The sequence below is a fragment of the Chitinophaga sp. 22308 genome (genome assembly GCF_052045305.1).
Classification (GTDB): domain Bacteria; phylum Bacteroidota; class Bacteroidia; order Chitinophagales; family Chitinophagaceae; genus Chitinophaga; species Chitinophaga varians_A.
Genome location: NZ_JBQEOP010000001.1, coordinates 1,000,041 through 1,023,458, shown reverse-complemented (window position 1 = coordinate 1,023,458; position 23,418 = coordinate 1,000,041). Strand labels below are relative to the sequence as shown.

Annotated in this window: 29 protein-coding genes; 18 read left to right on the top strand and 11 right to left on the bottom strand. The window is 51.8% G+C overall.

Annotated elements, in window-relative coordinates; translation table 11 throughout:
* Positions 1 to 54: 54 nt before the first annotated feature.
* Positions 55 to 546, bottom strand: coding sequence for a hypothetical protein (locus ACTJJS_RS04180; protein WP_440662547.1), 492 nt, complete (start codon positions 544 to 546; stop codon positions 55 to 57).
* On the bottom strand, positions 533 to 1,096 hold the full coding sequence (locus tag ACTJJS_RS04175; protein ID WP_440662546.1) for a hypothetical protein: 564 nt from the start codon (positions 1,094 to 1,096) through the stop codon (positions 533 to 535). Before ACTJJS_RS04175 ends, ACTJJS_RS04180 begins: the two co-directional genes overlap by 14 nt.
* Positions 1,097 to 1,457: 361 nt before the next feature.
* On the opposite strand from ACTJJS_RS04175, the gene ACTJJS_RS04170 reads away from it, so the two are divergent.
* Positions 1,458 to 1,787 (top strand): DMT family transporter, encoded by a 330-nt coding sequence (locus ACTJJS_RS04170; protein WP_440662545.1) that lies wholly within the window; start codon positions 1,458 to 1,460, stop codon positions 1,785 to 1,787.
* 55 nt (positions 1,788 to 1,842) lie between these two features.
* A complete protein-coding gene (locus ACTJJS_RS04165; RefSeq protein ID WP_343744898.1) occupies positions 1,843 to 2,316 on the top strand; it encodes a copper resistance protein NlpE N-terminal domain-containing protein in 474 nt (157 codons plus the stop codon).
* A gap of 98 nt (positions 2,317 to 2,414) precedes the next feature.
* On the opposite strand, the gene ACTJJS_RS04160 is transcribed toward ACTJJS_RS04165, so the two are convergent.
* Both ACTJJS_RS04160 and ACTJJS_RS04155 read right to left on the bottom strand, forming a co-directional pair.
* Positions 2,415 to 3,065, bottom strand: a complete 651-nt coding sequence (locus tag ACTJJS_RS04160) for a hypothetical protein (RefSeq protein ID WP_440662544.1) — start codon at positions 3,063 to 3,065, stop codon at positions 2,415 to 2,417.
* Positions 3,066 to 3,070: 5 nt separating this feature from the next.
* A complete protein-coding gene (locus ACTJJS_RS04155) occupies positions 3,071 to 3,580 on the bottom strand; it encodes an RNA polymerase sigma factor (protein ID WP_440662543.1) in 510 nt (169 codons plus the stop codon).
* Positions 3,581 to 3,837: 257 nt separating this feature from the next.
* Here ACTJJS_RS04155 and ACTJJS_RS04150 point away from each other — a divergent pair, with 257 nt between their 5' ends.
* The 3 genes from ACTJJS_RS04150 (at position 3,838) to ACTJJS_RS04140 (ending at position 7,103) form a co-directional block, all read left to right on the top strand.
* A complete protein-coding gene (locus ACTJJS_RS04150; protein WP_440662542.1) occupies positions 3,838 to 5,175 on the top strand; it encodes a hypothetical protein in 1,338 nt (445 codons plus the stop codon).
* 75 nt (positions 5,176 to 5,250) lie between these two features.
* A complete protein-coding gene (locus ACTJJS_RS04145) occupies positions 5,251 to 6,228 on the top strand; it encodes a 3-keto-disaccharide hydrolase (RefSeq protein WP_440662541.1) in 978 nt (325 codons plus the stop codon).
* Positions 6,229 to 6,353: 125 nt separating this feature from the next.
* Entirely contained in the window at positions 6,354 to 7,103 is a 750-nt protein-coding gene (locus ACTJJS_RS04140) for a metallophosphoesterase family protein (RefSeq protein ID WP_440662540.1), read from the top strand.
* Here the strand turns inward: ACTJJS_RS04140 and ACTJJS_RS04135 are convergent.
* Positions 7,086 to 7,931 (bottom strand): AraC family transcriptional regulator, encoded by an 846-nt coding sequence (locus ACTJJS_RS04135; protein ID WP_440662539.1) that lies wholly within the window; start codon positions 7,929 to 7,931, stop codon positions 7,086 to 7,088. The genes ACTJJS_RS04140 and ACTJJS_RS04135 overlap by 18 nt on opposite strands.
* A gap of 65 nt (positions 7,932 to 7,996) precedes the next feature.
* On the opposite strand from ACTJJS_RS04135, the gene ACTJJS_RS04130 reads away from it, so the two are divergent.
* On the top strand, positions 7,997 to 9,184 hold the full coding sequence (locus ACTJJS_RS04130) for an MFS transporter (RefSeq protein ID WP_440662538.1): 1,188 nt from the start codon (positions 7,997 to 7,999) through the stop codon (positions 9,182 to 9,184).
* Position 9,185: 1 nt separating this feature from the next.
* Here the strand turns inward: ACTJJS_RS04130 and ACTJJS_RS04125 are convergent, their stop codons facing one another.
* The 5 genes from ACTJJS_RS04125 to ACTJJS_RS04105 all read right to left on the bottom strand — a co-directional run bounded on the left by ACTJJS_RS04125 (position 9,186) and on the right by ACTJJS_RS04105 (position 12,394).
* On the bottom strand, positions 9,186 to 9,878 hold the full coding sequence (locus ACTJJS_RS04125; protein WP_440662537.1) for a class I SAM-dependent methyltransferase: 693 nt from the start codon (positions 9,876 to 9,878) through the stop codon (positions 9,186 to 9,188).
* Between the two features lie 57 nt (positions 9,879 to 9,935).
* A complete protein-coding gene (locus ACTJJS_RS04120; protein WP_440662536.1) occupies positions 9,936 to 10,505 on the bottom strand; it encodes a Crp/Fnr family transcriptional regulator in 570 nt (189 codons plus the stop codon).
* A gap of 109 nt (positions 10,506 to 10,614) precedes the next feature.
* On the bottom strand, positions 10,615 to 11,391 hold the full coding sequence (locus ACTJJS_RS04115) for a hypothetical protein (RefSeq protein WP_440662535.1): 777 nt from the start codon (positions 11,389 to 11,391) through the stop codon (positions 10,615 to 10,617).
* A gap of 9 nt (positions 11,392 to 11,400) precedes the next feature.
* A complete protein-coding gene (locus tag ACTJJS_RS04110) occupies positions 11,401 to 11,805 on the bottom strand; it encodes an NUDIX hydrolase (RefSeq protein ID WP_440662534.1) in 405 nt (134 codons plus the stop codon).
* Positions 11,806 to 11,830: 25 nt separating this feature from the next.
* Complete coding sequence (locus ACTJJS_RS04105) at positions 11,831 to 12,394, bottom strand: peroxiredoxin (protein WP_440662533.1); 564 nt, start codon at positions 12,392 to 12,394, stop codon at positions 11,831 to 11,833.
* A gap of 123 nt (positions 12,395 to 12,517) precedes the next feature.
* Between ACTJJS_RS04105 and ACTJJS_RS04100 the strand changes: the two genes are divergently transcribed.
* The 8 genes from ACTJJS_RS04100 (at position 12,518) to ACTJJS_RS04065 (ending at position 19,354) form a co-directional block, all read left to right on the top strand.
* On the top strand, positions 12,518 to 13,177 hold the full coding sequence (locus ACTJJS_RS04100; RefSeq protein WP_440662532.1) for a GNAT family N-acetyltransferase: 660 nt from the start codon (positions 12,518 to 12,520) through the stop codon (positions 13,175 to 13,177).
* Positions 13,178 to 13,249: 72 nt separating this feature from the next.
* Entirely contained in the window at positions 13,250 to 14,833 is a 1,584-nt protein-coding gene (locus tag ACTJJS_RS04095; protein WP_168869127.1) for an oleate hydratase, read from the top strand.
* 31 nt (positions 14,834 to 14,864) lie between these two features.
* Positions 14,865 to 15,761, top strand: a complete 897-nt coding sequence (locus ACTJJS_RS04090; protein WP_440662531.1) for a 3-hydroxyacyl-CoA dehydrogenase — start codon at positions 14,865 to 14,867, stop codon at positions 15,759 to 15,761.
* Positions 15,762 to 15,891: 130 nt separating this feature from the next.
* Positions 15,892 to 16,017: a cytochrome c oxidase subunit 2A gene (locus ACTJJS_RS04085; protein WP_168869129.1), complete on the top strand. Its 126-nt coding sequence runs from the start codon at positions 15,892 to 15,894 to the stop codon at positions 16,015 to 16,017.
* Positions 16,018 to 16,028: 11 nt separating this feature from the next.
* Positions 16,029 to 16,481, top strand: coding sequence for a hypothetical protein (locus ACTJJS_RS04080; protein ID WP_343744912.1), 453 nt, complete (start codon positions 16,029 to 16,031; stop codon positions 16,479 to 16,481).
* 6 nt (positions 16,482 to 16,487) lie between these two features.
* On the top strand, positions 16,488 to 18,170 hold the full coding sequence (locus ACTJJS_RS04075; protein ID WP_440662530.1) for a cbb3-type cytochrome c oxidase subunit I: 1,683 nt from the start codon (positions 16,488 to 16,490) through the stop codon (positions 18,168 to 18,170).
* Between the two features lies 1 nt (position 18,171).
* Positions 18,172 to 18,831 (top strand): SCO family protein, encoded by a 660-nt coding sequence (locus ACTJJS_RS04070; RefSeq protein WP_440662529.1) that lies wholly within the window; start codon positions 18,172 to 18,174, stop codon positions 18,829 to 18,831.
* A complete protein-coding gene (locus tag ACTJJS_RS04065; protein ID WP_440662528.1) occupies positions 18,821 to 19,354 on the top strand; it encodes a c-type cytochrome in 534 nt (177 codons plus the stop codon). Before ACTJJS_RS04070 ends, ACTJJS_RS04065 begins: the two co-directional genes overlap by 11 nt.
* 66 nt (positions 19,355 to 19,420) lie before the next feature.
* Here ACTJJS_RS04065 and ACTJJS_RS04060 read toward each other — a convergent pair whose 3' ends face one another.
* Positions 19,421 to 20,029, bottom strand: a complete 609-nt coding sequence (locus tag ACTJJS_RS04060; RefSeq protein WP_440662527.1) for a PhnA domain-containing protein — start codon at positions 20,027 to 20,029, stop codon at positions 19,421 to 19,423.
* 195 nt (positions 20,030 to 20,224) lie between these two features.
* Here ACTJJS_RS04060 and ACTJJS_RS04055 point away from each other — a divergent pair, with 195 nt between their 5' ends.
* The 4 genes from ACTJJS_RS04055 to ACTJJS_RS04040 all read left to right on the top strand — a co-directional run bounded on the left by ACTJJS_RS04055 (position 20,225) and on the right by ACTJJS_RS04040 (position 23,406).
* Positions 20,225 to 20,491, top strand: coding sequence for a hypothetical protein (locus ACTJJS_RS04055; protein ID WP_440662526.1), 267 nt, complete (start codon positions 20,225 to 20,227; stop codon positions 20,489 to 20,491).
* 49 nt (positions 20,492 to 20,540) lie between these two features.
* Positions 20,541 to 21,131, top strand: coding sequence for a carbamoyltransferase N-terminal domain-containing protein (locus tag ACTJJS_RS04050; protein WP_440662525.1), 591 nt, complete (start codon positions 20,541 to 20,543; stop codon positions 21,129 to 21,131).
* An 18-nt stretch (positions 21,132 to 21,149) separates the two neighbouring features.
* Positions 21,150 to 22,169 (top strand): glycosyltransferase family 9 protein, encoded by a 1,020-nt coding sequence (locus tag ACTJJS_RS04045; RefSeq protein ID WP_440662524.1) that lies wholly within the window; start codon positions 21,150 to 21,152, stop codon positions 22,167 to 22,169.
* Positions 22,170 to 22,488: 319 nt separating this feature from the next.
* Positions 22,489 to 23,406, top strand: coding sequence for a hypothetical protein (locus ACTJJS_RS04040; protein WP_440662523.1), 918 nt, complete (start codon positions 22,489 to 22,491; stop codon positions 23,404 to 23,406).
* The last annotated feature ends 12 nt before the right edge of the window (positions 23,407 to 23,418 follow it).

Here is a 23,418-nt window from a genome sequence, read left to right as displayed (position 1 = left end):
CTATCCAAGTTAATAAAAAAATCAGCATGCCGCACCTGTATCTTCGTCGTGCCTTTATCGTGTGAACAATCCCCTGTCCAGCCTGGTGATGCTAAACACCGAAGAATCTTTTGCGGTGTATATGAATTTCCCGCTGGCATCCACCGCCAGTGAAGCATCATCGATCACAGGATTAAACACCGGCTTATGCCGGAAAAATATCTCCATGGAATCCAGCAGCGAATATCCGATTTCAAGTTGCGTAAATCCGGACTCCCGCATGTCTCTCACCGCCCTGCGGGCTTTGTCTCCCGAATACTCAAACTGTTGCAGCGTGGCCGGGAAACACTTCCGGGCCATCCAGTAGTCGCGCATTGCTTCATTGAATAACATGGACGGGTGGATTTTTTTACGCCCTTTTTTCACTTTCAGGGGGATGTAATCCGACCGGTGCTCGCGTCCGTTCACCGTAAACCCTTTAAGCAGGCCCTGTGAGCAGGCCGTCCAGCCAGCAGCCAGTAACACCAGCGCAGCTACGTATAACCGTGAACGTTTATCTGATGACATAACCCAACATTAATTGTGCACGGGGTTGTACCTCCCATCTGCGGACATCGCTGTAATATACCGGTCCCAGGCCGAAGCGGGCATCAAAACTAAAATGTTTGCCTACGCCCCGTTGCATGCCCCATAGCGGCTGCAATGAAAATGACCACTGGCTGCGCATGTTCCTGTTGGCCACCGGTCCGAAAAAATAACTTCCGCTGACAGCGAGGAAGTTTCCGCTGTTGTTGCGCAAAGACTTGCCGCGGGCAAGACGCTTGCGCAGGTTGTAATAAAAACGTTCCTCCAGCCGGACCGCGGGGACCAGTTCATACCCCCAGTCGCCTCCATAGTACGAGCTGTAAGTGTAATAGTAACTTCCCATCAGGTCTATCTCCGCGTGCAACGTGGTTTTAGGGGACAACTTTCTTTCCAGCGACATGCCTATGCCCGGCAGAATAAGGTTACCTTTTATCTGTAGGGGCTTTAATCCGTTGTCCGGCAGTGAATCTTTCTGGGCAGCGGCAATCAGGGGCAGGGAGCTTAACAGTGCAATAGCGATCAGTTTGGTCATTGGCATAAATAAATACAAAGTATAGGAAGCGCTAAATTAAGTAAAACCAGTTATTCTTTTTCAAATAACCGGCACTTGATTAACCTATCCCTCTTTCAGTCAGCCCATCTGCTGCGTATAACGGCCTCGAATAAACGATTTATTCAGTTCTTCTTCCTGTCAGTCCGCCTTTTGGAGGTAACGGCATACATTACACGATTCTCCCGGATGCCTCCCTGCCAGCCATCTTTTGAGCAGTGGCGACACCACTGTCGGTATATAATTGAGCCTATACGCCAAAATGCCGAACGCCTGTTTTTCCATCAGACAAAAAATTTTTTTTCCGGGGAGCATCTGTTACTTTAGCCGTAAACCGATGCAGATGAAATACGTACTACTACTGATTGCCATTATTGCGGAGGTAATTGCTACTTCCGCGCTGAAAGCTTCTGAAGGGTTCTCCCGTCTCTGGCCTTCCGTCACCGTTGTCACCGGGTATGCCATTGCTTTTTATTGCCTGAGCCTTACCCTGAAACAAATTCCGCTCGGCATAGCATATGCCATCTGGTCCGGCCTTGGCATTGTGCTGGTATCTGTCATCGGCGTGGTGATGTTCCGCCAGAAGCTGGACACCGCCGCAATTATCGGCTTGTTATTCATCATCGTCGGCGTGATCATCGTGAACCTGTTTTCCAAAACTTCTGCACATTGACCCTCCAAGTCAAACAAACCCGGGCATACCGCTGTTAATGCATAAAAACCGCTGTATGAACAAAACGCCTTTTTTCTTTCTCATCTGTACGGTAGCCACCGCTATTACACTGGGCTGTAATAACAGCAATCCCTCCAGGCAAAAGGAAATACCCGATTCTACAATGCCTGCGCCCATGCCCGCTCCCGAAACAGCCGCTTTTAATGCCGGTACTTTCAAAGGCACTATTCCCGGTGGCGCCCAAAAAAAGGACATATCCATTACCTTCCATACAGACTCCACTTTCAGCATGAAAGAAAGTTATCTGTCCAAAGAAGGCAAGCCGGAACACCAGATGGACAACACCGGCAAATGGAGCTATGACGCCGCCAACAAAAGCATCTATCTCACTTATAAAAATCTGGCCGACCGGGGCACTTCCTTTAGCATCATTGATGATAATACCATTCAGCTGCAGGAACGTTCCATACAGGCGCCCGGGCAGGCTGAAAAAACCAACGGGGCTGAATATAACCTGCGCCGCCAATAGCCCCAGGGCTGAAGCCCTGGGCTACGATTTGTTGATGACGCAGGAGGCCCCATCTGAAATGATATCTAAGATGTGGCCTGCACCTTTCCACTCCTGCCTTATTTTCCTTCCCGGAACGCCTTTATCTCCTCCAGCATGTCCAGGGACCGAAGCACAGGCGTCCATTCCTTTCCTTCAAAGAGCCACCGGAACCATTTACGGTTCTTGTTTTCAAAACGGATATTCATAAAAAGCCAGATCGCCACGATGGTAAAGCCGGCTGTCACGATCCCTTGTATCACCAGCAACCATGCATTTTCCCTGATGAACATGGCCGCATGAAGGTAAAAGGTAGTCCACACCGGCAGTTGCAGCCATAACAAACGGGCGCACCACAAGGTAGAAGATTTCAGTCCGGACAGCTTTTCCTGTGTGTCCAGCACCGGCCCGGAAATATCTATCGTTTCGATCAATATCAGCTGATAGAGGTAGATACCGATAGCAACGGTGGTAAGCAGTGACTGGACGCCCATTGACACCAGGAAAAACGGGCTGGCGGTGTTAAACATGCCGACCAGCAGCGTGTCAATAAATGCAACCCATAAAATGCCCGCCAGCAACGCAAAGTATTTGATGGGCCGCATAGCGGCGATAGATGAATGAATTTTAATGCCGGTAATTTCTGCTGCGTTTTTTTTGTTCAGGAACAGGTTTTCGTCCAACTGCTTTTCGTACGATTTCCAAAGATGAATAATGTCTGTGTCTTGCATGACGATTACGTTTTAATACGTGAAAATTGCTGCCTCAGCAATACTTTGATCCGCCCGATCTTCGTCGCCACATTGGTCACGGAGATGCCCAGTATCTCCGCAATTTCCTGATGGCTTTTTTCTTCCAGATACAAGAGTATCAGCGCCCGGTCCATCTCCCGAAGATCATGTATGAACCGCTGCAACAATTGCAGCTGTTCATCTGTTTCTATTACAGTCCCGTTGCCTTCCATTTCCAGCACCGCCGCCTTCAGCCTGTCTGTCGCGGCCTGACGGCGGGTTTCCCTACGGTAAAAGGAAATGGCCACATTCAGCGCAATACGGTATATCCAGGTGCTGTACTGCGCCTGCCCGCTGTCATAACCTCCAAATGCCTTCCATAACTGTACAATGATCTCCTGGACAAGGTCTTTCCTGTCCTCTGCCTGCCTGCACCAGGCATTGGCCACCTTGTAAATGATGCCCTTGTGCGCCTCTACTACGGCCAGGAACTGATCTGTAATAACGGAATCCATTGATAAAAAATAATGTTACTGCTTTATTATTCGCCGGATGAAGAGAAAAATCACAGGGCTGGAACTTTTTTTTGGAAGGGCCTGTCTGACAGCATGTTAATCTCACGTTAATCGCTGGTTTTTAGAGAGATCAGGAGACTTAGGCCTTGATTCTGCTGTAGTATTGCAGTAACGTGGTAAGGACTGCACCAGCATCATTACCATCACAACCCGGCCGGTCCCGGTCTATATCGAAAACTGACTACAACCAAACAGCCATGAAAAACTTTACACTCCTGCAACTGAGCATTATTCTGTACATACTGTACATCCCCTGCCATGCGCAAAACAGGGACATCAACTCCACAGGGCTGTATATCCACACGGACAAACACATCTACACGCCCGCGGAAAAAATATGGTTCACCGGTTACCTCCTCAATATCCGGGCGACCGACACCCTCCCCTATCACACGCTCTTCGTGGCCCTCATCAATCCAGTCACCCATAAACCGGTGCTCAACGAACGTTTTGCATTCGACCGCGGCGTTTGCAAAGGTCTGCTGGAACTGCCGGACAGCCTGCCTTCCGGCGACTACGCCCTCGTAGGCTACACCAACAACTACATCGCCGACAACCACGAACAGGAATTCCAGCAATGGATATCCGTCCGCAAACCACATCAGCCCGCCTTTAAAATGAAAAAAACGCCGGCAGATACCACCCGTACTGCTAAACTGAAAATACCGGACTCCAATATCTGCATCCGGCTGGAAACAGATTCTGTGGCCTATCAGCAACGAGGCATGGTCAACTGCCGCGTGGTACTGACCGACACTACCGGCAAAGCCATACAGGGACTGTTCTCCGTCGCCTGCGTGTGTGAAAGAAGACTGCGCAAACACGATAAATGGGACATCTGCCATTACTATTTCATCGACCAATACCGGCTCCCCGCATCGGTAGACCTTTCCACCGCGCAACAGGAACTTAACCCGGTCAGCGGTTTCGTCACCAAAGGCACTAAAAAAGTGAAGAAACCCATCCCCATGCTGCTCATGAAAAACAATGAAATGATTACCCTGAAAACCAATAAAGACGGGATCTTCTGCCTCAACTCCTACCAACTGTTCACCCCTTCCGGACAACCGGACGCTATCCTCAGCGTAGTGAAAGGTAACCAGTCTGAATTTAAAATTAATTTTCTGAATGATATCGAAAGAGTCAATCACCAGCTTGCCAAAATCAACTACCCCTATACGCCGGAAGACATGGCCGACAGCACCATCTTCACGCCGGAAGAAACAGCGGCAGCCACCGACATCACCCCTGCTCCCGCAAACCCTAAAGTACCCGCCCCCCAACAGGAACCCGGCTACGTGAAAAAAGTAAAACCGGTATACCAGGCGCCGGAATTCCAGCAGGCCAGCGATACCGTCGCCGCCCGCAACTACAATACCACCCTGTACTGGAACCACCTGATCAACACCGACGAACAGGGCCACGCCAATTTCTCTTTCCGGCTCAACGATCTTCCCGGCGTATTTGTATGCGTCATCCAGGGCATCTCCACGATGGGCGTATTCAGCAAATACCTGCGGTTTGAGGTAAGATAGGCATTTGGAAAAATGCGAATAAGCGGTATCTTGTTCTGCTGAAAGATTTCAAGAATCAGCTAAAACATGATACATATGCGCAGAAACATCCTGGTACTCGGCATGAGCGGCTTATTAACACTGGGAGCCATGGCCCCGGCAATGGCATCCGGCCGCCCGCAGCCCTGCACTGCTCAGGCGCCCACAGATGCGAAAGCTCTGATCGGCCGCTGGGACATCACCATCGACGAAAACGGTAAATCCGCCCCCTCCTGGCTGGAAGTGAAACTCTCCGGCTTCAAAACCCTCGTGGGATACTTTGTAGGCACCTCCGGCAGCGCCCGGCCCGTAGCGAAAGTCAACTTCGACAACGGTAAATTCAACTTCTCCATCCCGCCACAATGGGAAGGCGGCAACCAGGACTTTGTTATCGAAGGTGAACTCACCGACGCCGGCATCCAGGGCACCATCACCACCAGCGAAGGCAAAAAATACAACTGGAAAGGCGTAAAAGCCCCTTACCTGAAAAAAACCGGCGCCGTTGCCTGGGGCAAGCCCATTAACCTGTTCAACGGTAAAGACCTCTCCGGATGGAAAGCCGCCGGCAAAGAAAACCAGTGGATAGTAAAAGACGGCATCCTCACCAGCCCGCACTCCGGCGCCAACCTCGTCTCCGAGCAGAAATTCACCGACTTCAAACTGCACGCTGAATTCAGATACCAGAAAGGCAGCAACAGCGGTATCTACCTGAGAGGCCGTCATGAAGTACAGATCGAAGACAGCAGCCCGGACACTCACCCGTCCAGCGTACTGTTCAGCGGTGTATATGGTTTCCTGGCGCCCAGCGAGATCAACGCGCTCGGCCCCGACAAATGGCAGACCTACGACATCACGCTCATCGGACGCATGGTCACCATCGTGGTAAACGGTAAAACCGTGATCAACAACCAGGAAATCCCCGGCATCACCGGCGGCGCACTGGACAGCAATGAAGGTGAACCCGGTCCGATCTATATTCAGGGCGACCACGGTCCGATTGAATTCAAAAAACTCGTGATCACACCGGCGAAATAAAAACTATTGTAAATATTTTCAGCGGGCTGGCTCTTAAAGCCGGCCCGTTGCATTTTTACAACTTTTCCTGCTATTAATACCATTTTTCTTCCCCCTCCCTTTCCTACCTTCATCCCAAAGAGAGGATGATGAAAATAGCCGTTATCAGTGATATCCATGGTAACCAGCCTGCCCTGGAAGCCGTGCTGGAAGATATTTCCCGCTATGGGGCCGACCAGCTCTATTGCCTGGGCGATCTTACCGACGCCGCCCCCTGGCACAACGAAGTGATAGCACGGGTCCGTTCCCTGCGTATTCCGACTATTATGGGCAACCACGACGAACGTATCGCTTTTGACCTCCCCGTGAAGCCCCTGGCCAAACACGGACCGGAAGAAAGGACCGCCCGGCTGACCGCCATCGAATTTACCCGCAACACCATCACCGCCGATAACAAACAGTTCCTCCGTACTCTGCCATCCCTGCTGCGCCTCCACTTTGGACGCTACCGTATTTTACTGGCGCACGGCACTCCCGACAGCAATGAGACGTACCTCTACGCCGATCACCCCGAAGCAGCGCTGCAGGAAATGATGGACAATGCCGGCGCAGACGTCCTCATCACCGGACATACCCATCTGTCGTATGTCCGCACCATCAGCAACGGCCTGAAAACCGCCATCAATACCGGCTCTGCCGGGCGCAGCAAAGAGCCCGACCGGCTGGCGTCTTACCTCCGGCTGGAGATCTGTAACAGCAACGCACCTACGCTGGCCGAACTGTTCCGTGCCACGATACAAAAAGTGGAGTATGATATGGAATTAACGTTAACGGGCATACGTAACAGCCCTGTTCCCGACTTCTATGCAGATTTCCTGTCAGGCGTCCTCACCTGATTTATACTGCGCCCGGTAAGAACGGGGGTTGATGCCTTTCATTTTCCGGAAGAACTTATTCAGGTGACTGAGATCACCAAACCCGTAGCTGACGGCGATTTCCTTAATGCTCATATCACTGTAACGGAGTTTGTTTTCGATCTGCCGGCTTTTATATTCATTGATATAATCCCGGACAGAAGTGCCCAGCTCGTGTTTAAACAATCCCTGTAACCGCGCCTTTCCCATTTGCAGCGCCGGCGCCATCACCTCCTGCTGCAGCTGTTCAGGAGTGGCAATATGTGTGTGGATGTAGTGCATGGCCTTTGTAAGCGCTACAGACCGCAGCGGCCCCTGCTCCGTTTCTGTGAGCAGCTCCGCCAGCATCGCCAGCACGCCACGTATCAGATGCAACACGCCCTCGTTGGAAGGCACCGGACGCAATGTCCATTCCGCCGCAATGACAAGCATCACGTTACCGATGCGGGCCAGCGCTTCCGGCAACGCCGCCGGTATGCCATGTGAGCGCGTGGCAACGATCAGCTGCTGAAAACGTTGCTCCCACAGTTCTTTGGCGGCAGCCTGCAACTGCTGTCCGAGATATACGTTGGTAAATTTCAGTACCGTGAATTTCGTCTCCTGCTCAATATAAAAGATGTGCTCATCTTCCGGCGCCAGCGCATACACACAAGGGCCGGCATAACGGAAAGTCTCTCCGTTCAGCTGGTGCGTACCTGCTCCGTGATGAATAAAGATCAGTTCAAAATGGTTGTGGTTATGCAGTTCAAAGGGCCACTCCCCTGCCTGGAAATGCCGGATAAACAAATCGTCGTGCTGGATCAATCTCATTTTGATACAAGTAATATCCTCAAAAGTACAAGTTTTCCGCAGCCCCGCCAATGTAGGTTTGTAAGATGAAAACAACGCCTTACCATCCATTCACGGTCCCGCTGATGGCTATTTCCGCCGGGGTGACAGTGGCCAATATTTACTACAACCAGCCTATCCTGAATGATATCAGCGCCGCTACCGGCGCTACTGCCGGTGAAGCGGGAAGAGTGTCTACCCTTGCCCAGCTGGGTTATGGACTGGGCATGTTTTTCGTAGTGCCGCTGGGCGATAAGCTGGACCGCAGAAAACTGATCACCGGCCTGACCAGCTTGCTGTTCTTCTCTTTGCTGCTGTTAAGTTTTGCGCGCAGCATACAGCTGATCTGCCTGCTCAGCTTTTTCGTCGGCATCGGTTCTACGCCGGCACAGATACTGTTGCCCATGTCGGCGACCATCAGCACAGGCGACAGGGGTAAAACCGTAGGACGTGTGTTTGCCGGTATTCTCATCGGCATACTGGGCGCGCGGGTGGTAGCGGGCGCAGTATCCGATCTGCTGGGCTGGCGCTATGTATTTGCCATATCGGCGTTGCTGGTGCTTATTGTGACGGTGCTCCTGTACCGTTACCTGCCGGTGATACCTCCAAAATTCCAGGGCAGTTATCCACAACTGTTATCCTCTACTGTAAAACTCATCGGGGAATATAGCGTATTACGCCAGGCCGCGCTGCTGGGTGCTTTTACGTTTGGGACGTTCTGTTCTTTCTGGACAACGCTGACTTTTCACCTGAGCGCGGCGCCGTTGCATTATTCCGCCTCGCGTATCGGATTGTTTGGCCTGATCGCTATCGGCGGCGCACTGGCGGCCCCTCTCTTCGGTAAACTGGCAGACAAAGGACAGGTTTACAAATCGCTGTTCCTGACCGTGTCGATGGTCATTGTCAGTATTCTGCTGCTGAAGATATTCCCTCATTCCATACTGTTGTTGTCTGTTAGCATCTTCCTGCTGGACGTAGGCGTACAGGCCACACAGATCACTAATTTCACCCGGATATACAGCTTGCACGAACATGCCCACAGCAGGCTCAATACCGTATATATGACGGCCTATTTCATGGGTGCGGCCCTGGGCACCTCCTGCGGTGTGGCAGCGTGGCAGTATGGCGGCTGGGACATGGCCACCTGGCAATTGTTGTTATGGAGCATAATAGCCCTGGTCATTGTAGGATGGTCTGCCAGGGCGCAATCCCGCGCAGTACCCGCGGAGCAATAACTTATTTCGTTTTCAGTCCCTCCATGAATATAGTACTGCCGATCAGATGACTGCTGACGAGCAACGGCCGCTGGTGAAACAATGACAGCGTTTGCGCCGCAGAGTATACTTCGCCGAATTCATGCACCAGCCGCAGGGAAGACATAAAAATGCGGCTGATCTTCCGCTCGCTGGTCATGGAATAGAAGTAGCATCTGCCGCCGGGTTTCAGCACCCGCAAGGCTTCGTCCACAAACGCCCGTTTGTTGTCAAACAGATGAATGGTGCCAAAGCTGCATACGGTATCAAAGGTATGGTCGGGAAAAGGTAACTGAAAAGCGTCGCCTTGCAGCAGCTGTATATTGGAAGGCAGCCGGCCGTTATCGGCAGAGAGCCTGGCCCGGGCTATCTTAAGCATTTCGACGGAGCGGTCCAGCAGTATGCAGTCATTGCCGGTGGCCCGGTACAACTGTGATGTTTGTGCAAGGCCGCCACAACCGATGTCCAATACGGTGCCGGCTGTACGTAGAATTCCTTTGGCCGCAAACTCCTGGTAATCGTTGCGGGAGGTGTCCCAGAAGAGGCGGTTGAACCAGTGGGTGCTGACCAGCCGCTCGTAATAGCCTGCCTTAAAATCATAGGACGCACCGGTAGTCTGTTCCAGGCAGGTGTAGATGCCGCGCGATATCTGGCGGAATGGGTCTTTTTGGCTCACTTCACATAGTTTTCAGCAAAGGTAGCTGACAAACATCCCCGGGCAGATGAACCTGGGTTAAGAAATCCGCTTGCGGATACGGCTGAGCGCCTGCGGGGTAATGCCGATATAGGAAGCCAGGTGCTTGAGGGGCACATAACGGAACAACTGCGGGGACTTGCTGAGCAGGTCCAGGTAACGCTCCTCCGCCGTCTTCGTCAGCAACGACAGTTCCCGTTCCGATTTGATGAGCAGCATTTGTTCCGTTGCCAGCCGGCCGATCCGGTCCACGACCCGCAGCCGGTCGTACATCCGTTGCATATCATCGTAGTGAATACGCCACAACTTTGTTTCAGTGATGGTTTCGCCGTAATAACGCGAAGGCTCGCGGGTATAGAACGAACTGTACACGCACATGAACCAGCCGTCAAAACCAAATCCGACGGTCGTTTCATCGCCATTGGCAGCTTCTACATAAAAACGTACCACACCGCTTTCCACGAAGGTGAGATAGTTCTCCGTTTCCCCTGCCTGCAGATAGAAAGTTTTAGCCGGATAGGTTTTAGCTTCAAAGCAGGCAGAAAAAGTGCGCCAGTCTTCTTCAGTGATATTTACCTGTTGACGGAGAAGTTCGTGCATGCGTTGCATGGCCGTAGTATTAATGGGCTGCAAACTTAGATTTTTCCGGGCGGGATTACAAAAATTGAATTGACTTTAACATTATTCAGCATTGATGAAACCCGTTACGCGGCAGTGGCTATTTGTCCAGCAGCCCCAGCTGACCGGCGATGGTCCGCCATTCAGCGCTGTGTAATTCATAGCGGACCATTTCCCGTAACTGCGTTTCATCGATGTGAAGATCGAACCGCTTCGCGATCTCCTGTAAAGTACCGATACAATCGGTGTTATAGGGCGAAAAAGTATCTATGAACCATTTGGCGAAATAGCTTGCTGCGGGACTGGTATAACCGGAAGGATAGCCGCCCTGCATCCTGTCTTCAAAGAGGATGCGGCCGTAGTGATAGTGAATCTTTTTTTCCATAGACAAATGGGCATATGTATCACGCAGGAAGAGATCAAACTTCCGTTTGCCAGCCTCCGTTTGCAGCAAACTGTCCACATCATGGCGCGCGGCTTTAGCGTAATCATATCTTCCTTCATTTACCCGGACTTCACGAACGCCATGGCCACACGCTTTCCCCTCGCGAAACAGCCGGACACGTATGGTTTCCGTATCCTTGTGCAAGGGCGTATAGCCGTTAAAGTTAATCGTGTCCAGAAATACATGTTCCACTTCAGCTTTAATACCAGCCTCCTCGAAGTCAAAGTGTAAAACGGGTAACGTTTGTTCCCGTTCTTCACGGCTGATCAATGTTCCGTTGTTTTTATCGAAATGGATTTCCTGCCAGGCATTTTCCGACAAGCGTTTAAAGACCACTACCCTGCCGGGATATGTTGTTTCCCGGTGAATAGTGATCTCTTCGCCTTCCTCAGGCATAATATCGATATGATCTTGATGACGAATGACTTTCATGCAGTATTCTTAATCCACCAGGCCATCCTGTTGCAGTTTTTCAAATGCCAGCAATACACCGCGTACCTGATGCTGTTCTTTCCGGTAAGATTCGAGGCTGAAGAAACGCACGGCGCCTATTTCCGCTGATGGCTGCGGTGTTTGCCGCAACTGATGCAGGAAACAGTTTTGCCGCATCTCCACATTGTTTTCGCCGAAAGCCGGCGCGGTAATGTGATAATACCAATGCAGGCTGTCGGCCGCGAGGTCCATATTCAGCTCTTCTCTTATTTCCCGTTGCATGGCTTGCAGCGGTGTTTCGCCGGCATCCACTTTCCCGCCGGGCAGGTACCAGGCATTTTTGTTTTTACTGAAAGCCAGCATCAGCTCTCTGTTTTCCACTACGATAAGGCCAACACAATCTATGTACTTCATCCCGCAAAAATAAGCAAAAGCTGGTTTATACAGCGGTTGCTTTCAGGTAAGCCAGCACTTCATCGATATGTTTGTCCGGCGGAAATACAGGATAAAAATGTTTGCGGATGTAACCATTTTCAAAGACCAGCGTCAGTCTTTTGATGAGAATGAGTGAGTCCACCATATGCACAGGTAGCCTGAGTGCTTCGCTGAAATGCCGGTGCTCATCGCTCAGCAGGTGAAAAGGCAAGTGTATGCGTTCCCGTTCGGAGCGCTGCATTTCCGGTGACTGCGTGCTCATGCCGAAGACAGTTGTCTGTAACTGTTGCAGCTCCTGATAGTGGTCACGGAAGGAACAGGCCTGCGGTGTGCATCCGCGGGCGCCGGGTATCTCGTCCCATCCGGGGGGCAATGGGATATGGGAGGGCCCTGTCATCGGATAACAATAAATGACCAGTCTCCCGGGGATATTCCGCAGGCGCAGCATCGTGCCGTCTGTGTCAGCTAATTGTATATCCGGTATTTGTAATCCGTCGAGATGATCACAGGCGCCGTCATCTGTTGGGACGGGCAGGTTGGGCGGCAGGTACGTCAGATCTGTTTCCATGATTTCCTGTTTTTGATGTCAAAATTAATCCACCGGAAGAATATGTAACAGACACAGAATTTGAATATTTTACTATAACAGATGTTTTTGGGAGACATCAAATGCCTACCTTTATTGTGCCTCATGACAACAGAAGAAACATATGAGCAAGCAGACCCTCAGACAGTGGAAACATGGCTGAAAGGTTGGTCACTGGCGCGGGAACTCCCACCTCCAATAGCCGACCACGGCGGACTCCGGGTAGATGTAGGATGGCCAGACCAGCAAAAACGGTACGTTTTTTCTGCACTTGGCCCCGGTCTGTTTCACTTCGCCAACACCATTTTCCAACCGGCGGTTTTTCTGAAAGTATGTGCGCCGGCCTCCCTCGTAAGACCCGTACTGCCTCCCCGCTGGGAGATACAGCGCCCCGGATTCATGATGACCTGCTCCCTGCCTGTTCACCCTCCAGGGGTGCGGCTTCCTGAAGGATACACCCTTACTGTTACCACCACCAGCGCCGGCCCCGCAGCCACCATATACACTGCCGACGGCGAAACAGCCGCCAGTGGCCTGCTGGCTATCGTTGACGACTATACTATTTACGACCGCATCGCCACCACGCCTGCACATCAGCGCCGCGGACTGGGAAGCGCCGTTATGAACGCCCTCACCATGGAAGCCGTCTCGCGTGGCTTCAAAAAGGGCATACTCGTGGCTACACCTGCCGGCAAAGCACTGTATGAAACGCTCGGCTGGAAATTGTACTCATTATACACCACTGCAGTTATCCCGCAACCCTGAGACAACAAAACAACCACCCGGTTGTTAAGTCATCACACACAACTCCGTTAAACTGCTTAAAATTGATTGATTATGCACGATAGCAACAAACACGCCTATTTTGTAGGCGGAGGCCTCGCTTCATTGGCCGCAGCCGTTTACCTGATTGAAGACGCTGGTTTCAAAGGAGAAAACATTCACATCATCGAAGCACTGCCCATTCTAGGCGGCAGCAACGACGGCGCCGGCGCCAAACAGGAGGGCTTTGTATGCCGTGGCGGCAGAATGCTTAACGAAGAAACATATGAGAATTTCTGGGACCTCACCAGCCGCATTCCCTCCCTCGAAATGCCCAATATCTCCGTAAAAGACGAAATACTGGCCTTCGACCATGCCAATCCCACCCACGCCAAAGCAAGACTGATCGATAAATACGGTAAAATCCTCGACGTGCATTCCATGGGCTTCGATCATGACGACCGGATGAAGATGCTCAAACTCTTCTTCACCGACGAAAATGAATTGGACCATATGACCATCCGCGAATGGTTCGGCGACCACTTTTTCACCACCAATTTCTGGTACATGTGGCAAACCACGTTCGCATGGCAGGAATGGTCCAGCCTCTTCGAATTCAGAAGATACATGAACCGCATGATCCTCGAGTTCTCCAGGATAGACACGCTGGAAGGCGTCACCAGGACGCCGTACAACCAATATGAATCTGTCATCCTTCCCATCAAAAAACACCTCGACAAATTCGGGGTCGATTACTCCCTGAAAAGGACCGTGACCGATCTTATTTTCAAAGATGATAACGGTATAACAGTAACGGCTATACAATATCAGGACGCCGACGGACAAACAGGCAGTATCGCGTTACAGGAAGGTGACCTCTGTTTCTTCACGAACGGCTGTATCACGGACAACTCCGATAATGGCGACTATAAAACGCCGGCCCGGTACCTGCCGGACAATCCGCCTTCTTTTGCGCTGTGGAAAAAGATTGCGCTTAAAAAACCACGCCTCGGTAATCCGGACCCTTTCTTCGGCAAACCCGATGAAACAAAATGGTATTCCTTTACCGCCACCTTCCGGGGCAACAAAATGCTGAAGCTCATAGAAGCCTTCTCCGGCAACAAGCCCGGCAGCGGCGCACTGATGACCTTCAAAGATTCCTCCTGGCGGATGTCTATCGTGGTGGCAGCGCAACCGCATTTTAAAGCGCAGGGCGAGGATACCACCATCTTCTGGGGCTACGGCCTCTATCCCGACAAAACGGGCGATTTTGTGCAGAAAAGAATGATCGACTGCACCGGGGAAGAAATCCTCACCGAGTTGCTACACCACCTGCATTTTGAACAACATGAAACTGAAATCAAAGAGAGCGTAGTGAACGTCATCCCCGTTATGATGCCCTACATCGATGCGTTGTTTCAGCCACATGCCAAGTCCGACCGGCCGCCGGTAGTGCCCAGGGGTTCCACCAACCTCGCTATGATCAGCCAGTTTGTGGAGATACCGCAGGACATGGTATTTACAGAGGAATACTCCGTAAGGGCCGCCCGCACTGCTGTGTACACGTTGCTCAACATAGACAGGGAAGTGGCGCCTGTAACACCTTACAACCGCCGCCCTGATGTGCTGGCCAAAGCCGTACACACCGCTTACCGTTAATCATATTCCATCACCGCAACAATCTTAGCATATGAATATAAAAACAGTTACCGTGGCCGGCAGCGGCGTATTAGGCGCCCAGATAGCCTTTCAGTCCGCAGTCCATCAGTACCAGGTCAATGTGTACGATATCAGCGACGCCGTGCTCGAAAAAGCCAAAGCCACTTTTCAACAGCTGGCAGGCTCCTATCAGCGTGACCTTCACCTGGAAAAAGCAGACACTGACGCTGCGTTGGGCCGTATCCGTTACTTCACCGATCTGGCAGCCGCCGTTAAGGGCGCCGATCTGTTGATAGAAGCCATCCCGGAAAACCCGTCCATCAAAACGGAGTTTTACCAAAAGCTGGCTGCCGTGGCAGACCCGGACACTATTTTCGCCACTAACTCCTCCACCCTGCTGCCCAGCCAGTTTGCTGCCGCCACCGGAAGACCGGACCGTTTCCTGTCCCTTCATTTTGCCAATGAAATCTGGAAACACAATACGGCAGAAATCATGGGGCATCCCGGCACAGGCAAAGCAGCCTTCGATACCGTAGTAGCCTTTGCCAAATCTATTGGCATGGTGGCACTTCCGCTGCACAAAGAACAACCCGGTTATATCGTCAACTCCCTGCTGGTGCCGCTGTTGGATGCCGCTACCACGCTGCTGGTAAGAGGCGTGGCCGATGTGGAAACCATCGACAAGACATGGATGGTGGCCACCGGCGCACCTTTGGGACCGTTCGGCATACTGGACGTCGTGGGGCTCACCACCGCCTACAATATCACCAATATGGCCGCTGAAAAAACCAAAGATCCGGAAAAGGCAAAAGCAGCTGCCTTCCTGAAAGAAAACTTTATCGACAAAGGAAAACTCGGCACCGCCACCGGAGAGGGCTTCTATAAGTACCCCGATCCCGCTTACAGGCAACCCGGCTTCCTGAAATAAACAAATCACCCAATAAACAAATAATCCGCCCCGGTCCCCCGGGGCTTTTTTATCTCCCCAAAAACAAAACATCAAACATTTCCGGCGATTTTTTGTATAACAAAGAGATATCTCTCTTAAATCCTGTCTTATGCAAGAATCCAACAACCAGGAAAAATTCGTTCCACGGGGCGCCATCGCCTTCTTCGCGCTGCTGGTGGTATTAGGACTGATAATATGGTTCGGCATCTATTTCCTCATGCTTTCCAGGATATAAACTATTTCCTCATGATCGACAAATTTGAACGGAACGTCATCATTGCGGCATTACTGTTGTCCGGCCTTTTTATTTTCTCCCTGTTTTACGCGATGGGCGCTAAAAAAGCGGATGTAACAGAATGCCTTCCCTACGATAAATCGTATGAAACCGCCAGGGTCAACCAGATCGACAAAACCACCTATCAGATCTTCTACGTCGCCCGGATGTGGAGCTTTGAGCCGGCCATCACCTATATACCGGTGGGCAGCGAAGTGGACCTGTTCCTCACCTCGCAGGACGTGGTACACGGCTTCGATATCTACAACAAAAATGTAAACCTGATGGGTGTTCCCGGAGGCGTCGCCAAAACGACGGTGCGGTTTGACCAGCCAGGCGTATATAAAGTCGTATGTCATGAATTCTGCGGCACCGGCCATCAGAACATGCAGGCAGAAATAATTGTCAACTATCCCAAAAAATAAGTCGCGATGAATGTAAGCAGATACCTTAGGAACATCATCCTTGCAGAACTGTTTGTACCGGTATTGTTACTCACCATTGGCATTTATCACGGGTTGATGCAGGTGATTTACCGGGCCGGCGTGATCCACCAGGCTTCGGTGGCGAAGCTGGACTACTACCAGGGCCTCACGCTACATGGTGTGATCAATGCCATTGTGCTCACCACTTTTTTTGCAGTGGCCTTTGGTCATGCTACCATCGCCTTCTTCCTGAAGCGCGAACCGGGGCGTAAAGCGTCCATGCTGTCTTTGGTACTGATGATAGTCGGCACGCTGATGGCCGCTGCCGCCATATTATCGGGCAAAGCATCGGTACTCTATACTTTCTATCCGCCATTAAAAGCACATCCGGCATTTTATATCGGCACTGCCATGCTGATCGTTGGCTCCTGGGTAGCTTACTGGGACTGGGCCGTGGTATATGTGCAGTGGAAGAGGGAACACCGGGAAGAGAATACGCCGTTGGCCGTGATAGGCACGCTGGTCAATTTCACCATATGGTTCGTATGTACGTTAGCGGTAGCCTATGAAGTGCTGGTACTGCTGGTGCCCTGGAGCCTGGGGTGGACTGCCGGCGTAAACGTGATGCTGGCCCGTACCTTGTTCTGGTTCTTTGGCCATGCCTTGGTATATTTCTGGCTCCTCCCCGCCTATATCATGTTTTACACCATGCTGCCCAAACTGGCCGGGGGCAAGCTCTACTCCGGCACCGCAGGGCGCATTGCCTTTTTCCTTTTCCTGTTGTTTTCCATTCCCATTGGCGTACATCACCAGTTTGGCGACCCATCCATTGGCCGGGGCATCAAGCTCACCCAGTCACTGCTTACCTTTGCCGTGGCCATTCCCAGCTTTATTACCGCATTCACCATTGCCGCTTCGCTGGAACATGCCTCCTGGCTGCGGGGTGGTAAAGGGTTATACAGCTGGATATGGAAACTGCCGTTCTTCCGGAAAGACGTGTTTCTCTTCGGATACCTCATCAATGGGCTGATCCTCTTTATTTTCGGCGGACTGACGGGGCTGGTCAACGCTTCCTATTCCCTGAACAACACGGTACATAATACCGCCTTTATACCCGGACATTTTCATCTCACCGTAGCCGGCCCGGTATTCCTGGCCATCCTGGGCATGTCGATTTTCCTGGTATCGCAGCTCACCGGTAAAAAGATATACCTGCCGGCTATTAATACCATTATACCTTATCTGTGGACCGTGGGCGTGCTGATCTTTTCCGCCGGGCTCATGTGGGGCGGGCTGATGGGAGAACCGCGCCGTACCAATATGGGCCTCACTTACCTCAATCCCGCCAGTGAACAGTACCATCCGTACTGGGTTATTTCCAGCATGCTGGGACTCGCCGGCGGCGGCATTATGTTTGCCGCAGGCTTTTTATATTTCATCGTGTTCTTCGGTACTTTCCTGCGCAAGCGCAGCGCCGAGCCGATGATCGATTTCCCGGTGAGCGAAAGCCTGCATGAGGAAAAACGAATTCCCTTGTTCGATACCTTCCGGCCGTGGCTCATCCTGATGGGCTTCATTCTCTTCATGACTTACCTGCCGGCCATTTCCGATGCGTTGAACAATACCGGTAAAAAGGCGCCGCCTTATTTACCGACCGACCCCACGCCCATCGTGCATAAAAAACCATGACATGCATCACCGCTTCCGGCACATATTGTATTCCTGGAAGACAGCGGCGGCGCTGCTGATCTGCGTGCCGTTGCTGGCTTACAGCCTCGTGCGGTGGACAGAAGACCGTTATGCTCCCCTGCCATGGTACGGCCCCAACAACACCATCGTCAACAGTTCGCAACAGGCAGCGGTATTGCCGGTATTCGCCTTTACCGATCAATACGGTGATACGGTGACGAATACACGGTTACAGCAGCATATCACCATAGCGAACTATTTCTTTACTTCCTGTCCGGTGGTATGTCCTGCGATGATGCACCAACTGCAACGGGTATACGCTGCTGCCGGCAGCGATACAGGCATTGCTTTCCTGTCCCTGACAGTAGACCCCGTGCGGGACAGCAGCGCCGCGCTACTGCGGTACAGCCGGCGGTTTGCCTTGCCAGCCAAAGGCTGGGCGCTCCTCACCGGTGATAAACCATCGCTCTACCGCTTCGCCCGAAAAGGACTTTACATCACGGCCACAGACGGCGACGGAGGACCGGACGATTTCATCCACAGTGAAAATATCGTACTGCTCGACCAGCAACAACATATCAGAGGTTATTATCAAGGCACGTCCGCATCAGCTGTAGACCAGCTGATCAGGGACATCAAAAAACTGCAACATGAACAGTAAACTGATCGGCCTAATATTATTGCTATACTGCTTCTCCGCGAAGGCCGCCAATCCGGCAGAAGGTAAAAAACTGTTTCAGGCGCGCTGCGCCTCCTGTCATAACGTGAATAAAAAACTGACCGGCCCCGCCCTTGCCGGTGTAGACCAGCGCCACAGCGAAGAATGGATCATCCGCTTTGTGAAAGCGTCCCAGAGTATGGTAAAAGCAGGCGATAAAGAAGCGTTGGCCGTGTATAATGCCAATAACCAGGTGGCGATGCCGGACCATCCCGATCTTTCAGACGACATGATCCGCGACATCCTGGCCTATGTAAAAGAAGAAGCCGGAAAAGCGCCGCAGGCCGATACAGCGCCTTTCTCCAGGCCAGGACAGAAAGAACCCAACCTGATGCCCCTCAGTATCTATAATTTTCCTTTTATGATCGCCTACATCGTACTGGTGGTGATCATTGTGATCCTGTTGATATTCTTAGTCAATGTAAAAGGCTATGAGCATCACATGGAAGAAAAAAAGAAAGAATAAAAAAGCTCCCGCTTCTTTCAGGTCCGCTGAAGCAGTTCATGGATGCCATCAGCATGCCGAGGTAACTTAGTTCTGCTTTCTTACGTATTTGGTGAGAATGACGATCAGCTGCCCTTCTATTTTTCCTTCAATCTGTTCTGTATTATCCTCCACGAGGCGGATGTTTTTCACCACCGTGCCCATTTTAGCATTCAGAGTAGAACCTTTTACATCGAGGGATTTGATAAGGGTCACGCTGTCTCCGTTTTGGAGCACGTTGCCGTTACAATCGCGGTGCAGTTCCACGGCGTCGTCGTTGTCATGATCGCCGGTGGCCTGTGCCCATGCCAGTGTTTCCTCATCGAGGTACAGCATGTCGAGGGCTTCCATGGCCCAGCTTTCTTTTTTCAGCCGGTGCAGCATGCGCCAGGACAGTACCTGGATACCCGGCACTTCGCTCCACATGGCCGTGGTGAGGCAGCTCCAGTGTTTGTTGTCCAGCTCGGCCTTGCGTTCAATCTGCGCGCGGCAGGTATCACAGATCAGCACGGTGCTGTCTGGGCCATCGCCGGAGCGGGGTGCCACGTCATACATTTTAAGGTTGTCTGTAGATCCGCACAACTCACATTGGTTGCCGCTTCTTTGCTGTAATTGTTCTTCCAGTTTCATGATGCTTTCACTAAAAAATGCGGGCAAAGATACTATTTTTTACGGGTACAGCCTTTAGCAGCAGATTTTAACCGGGTACATGCTGTAAAATATCTCCCATTCTGTATCCCGTTTCCCCTATTGGATGAGTAAGTGTTTCCGCATATTTATACCGCAGCAGGGATTGGAAGCGGTTTGGCATCATGGCGTAGTCTTTGGGCTTATAAAACTAAAATCACGCTTATGTTATTTCCAACACCTACATCAACTATGCGGCGGAAACGCCCTTCCTTTTTACCGGGTGCAGCGATGCAGCGAGTGCCTGTGCCTACAGCCGCAGACGCAGACCCGGGAGACAATCCCGCTGAGGATGACAACGAAACAGTGGAAGAAACTGATCCTGTACTGGATGAAGAGGACCTTGAAGAAAACAGTCCCTCTGATGAAGAGGCTGACGATATTGAATGGGAACCTGGAGAAGAACAAGAGGGAAGTTCAGGAAATGCCTGAACTACTGCTGCTAACCTGTTAAATTTTTGTTTTTAATCATCCATCGACTATGTATACCTTAGGCATTAACGCTGCTTTCCACGATTCTGCCGCCTGTCTTGTAAAAGACGGGCAGCTGGTGGCGGCCGCGGAAGACGAACGTTTTACGCACATCAAACATGGGAAAAGACCCATCCCTTTCGCAGCCTACAAGTTGCCTTACCACGCTATCAACTATTGTTTGCAGTCAGCCGGGATTACATTACACCAGGTTGATCATTTTGCTTACTCCTTTGACCCTTATTTACTGATGCCTGCCGGAACGGGGGAAGAAGCGGAAATCAACCTTCCGCTTTTCCCCGCCGGTAAAGAGATGCCGGAGAAATGGCTGTCGCCGTGGGACCCCATCTTTTTGCAAGCCATTGCCAATGCGCCTGGTCAGCTGACAGACGGTTACCCACATCATCTGCAGACTACGCGCATCAGCCAGGTTGACATGCTGCATTTGCTGGGCCTTCTTTATGAAAAAATAACCACTCACCTTGGTTTTTTACATTCATCAGATGAATATAAAGTGATAGCGCGGAAGAGGACCGATCCTTTCCTCTCGGTGTACTGGCATATTTACGGCATGATTAGATATCGCTCATTTTTTATGTAACCATTAACATCCACCGCCATGTTACAAGATGTGCAACGAATTATCATACTGAGGGCCCTGAAACTGGGCGACCTTTTATGCACTGTTCCCGCATTCAGGGCCTTGCGGCTCGCGTATCCGCGGGCGCATATCACCCTCGCCGGACTACCATCGGCTGCCATCTTCAGGGAACGTTTTTCCCATTATATCGATGACCTTGTCATATTTCCCGGCATTGCCGGTTTGCCGGAAAAGGAGCCTGACACCGCTGCTTTTGCCACTTTCATGCAAAAGCAACGGCAGACGCATTATGACCTGGCGCTGCAAATGCAGGGCGACGGCACCATCATCAATGATATTGTAATGCAATGGAATGCCAGGTATACTGCGGGTTTCATGCCTGCCGGAGAGAGACCGCCGTCATCCCTGTTCACTACTTATCCGGAAGACCTGCATGAGATCAACCGGCATCTGCATTTGCTGGAACATATAGGTGTTCCGGCCCCCAATACCATGTTGGAATTTCCACTGACCTCCGCGGACAAACGGGCCTTTGTAGCCCTGGCGCTGCCTGCTGGCGACTACGAATATGTTTGCATACATCCCGGCGCCAGCGTGCCTGAGCGGCAATGGCCGGCAGCTTGCTTTGCCGCTATAGCCGATTACCTCGCCAGTGAGGGTTGGAAAATTGTGCTCACCGGCACTGCACAGGAAAAAAACCTTACCGCGGAAGTAAAGCGTTACATGCGGTTTCCGGCCATAGACCTGGCCGGTGGTACTTCTCTGGGTTGTATGGCACAACTGATCAGAAGCAGCCGCGCGCTGATATGCAACTGTACCGGCGTGTCCCATATTGCCGCAGCCACCGCTACGCCGAGCCTGGTGATCAGTATGGACGGAGAACCGCACCGGTGGGCGCCACTGCTTCAGCATCTTCATTGCACGATCGACTGGACGCGGCAGCCTTCCATGGAATACATCTACCATCGGTGCGATGAATTATTAGGTCGCACCACTTACAGACAACCGACCGCCAGGCCAGTTGTAACGCCCTGCTGACCGCGTGCAGCACATTTTCCACGGTGGCTTCCGGCATGGTTACACGGGCAGACCATTTTCTTTTTGGCCTGGATACTTTTTTCTTCGTTGCCATAAATATGTTTTTGTAACTGGGCTCAAAAAAAATGCCCTGACTGCAACTGCCGGCTCCGCCGGCAACGGGCTAATCCTTTGTACCGCTTTCCTGCCAACACAATTTAAACCGCACATATCAAAAAGACTTTTTATCTTTCAGTACACGAGAACACAATACGGTAGTAAAGCCCTTCCCCTGTAGACGAACGCTCCTCTTCTGAAACCCTGGTCGCACCTCATAGATATGGTTACACATATACCACTGCTACGTACACTGACAGGCATTGTTGCTATTTTCCTGTGTGCCGGCCACACTCGGGCACAGGTACCTGCCCATGTACACAGTTCCCTGGAAGTCATTGATGTGGCCACCGGCAAGCGCACCGTTGTGTATTCCGAGGCCACGCTGCTGGAATCGCCCAATTGGTCGAAAGACGGCCGTTACCTGCTGTTCAACAAAAAAGGCAGGTTATACCGGTACTGGCTAAACGACCGGGTAACTGACGAATTGCCGTTTGACAGCACCTTGCAGGCCAACAACGATCATGGCTTCTCTCCGGACGGCTCGCAGCTCGCCGTCAGCAGCGGCACCAACGGCTCCCATGTTTTCACCGCGCCTGCCGAAGGAGGGCCCCTGCAGCAGCTCACCCGTCAATCGCCCTCCTATTGGCATAGCTGGAGCCCCGATGGCAGCACCCTTGCCTTTGTAGGGCTTCGCAACGGCGATTTCGACATCTATACCGTTCCCGCAGGCGGCGGGCCCGAAAAGAGGCTCACCCGCGAAAAAGGACTGGATGACGGTCCGGATTACGCTCCTGACGGCCAGCATATTTACTTCAATTCCTTCCGCACCGGCCGGATGCAGATCTGGCGAATGAAGGCCGATGGCAGCGCCCCAGAGCAGCTCACAGATGACCGTTACGCCAACTGGTTCCCGCATCCGTCGCCCAACGGAAAACTGGTCGTATTCCTCAGTTTCATGGAAGACCAGCAACAGGAACATCCTTTCGGAAAAAACGTGCAGCTTCGTTTGCTCGATATCGTTAGTCAGACCGTCCGTGATTTAACGCCGGTTTTCTTTGGCGGACAAGGCACAATCAATGTACCTTCGTGGTCTCCCGACGGACGGCGGCTTGCTTTCGTATCTTACCGGATACCCTGAAAACGGCCCGCC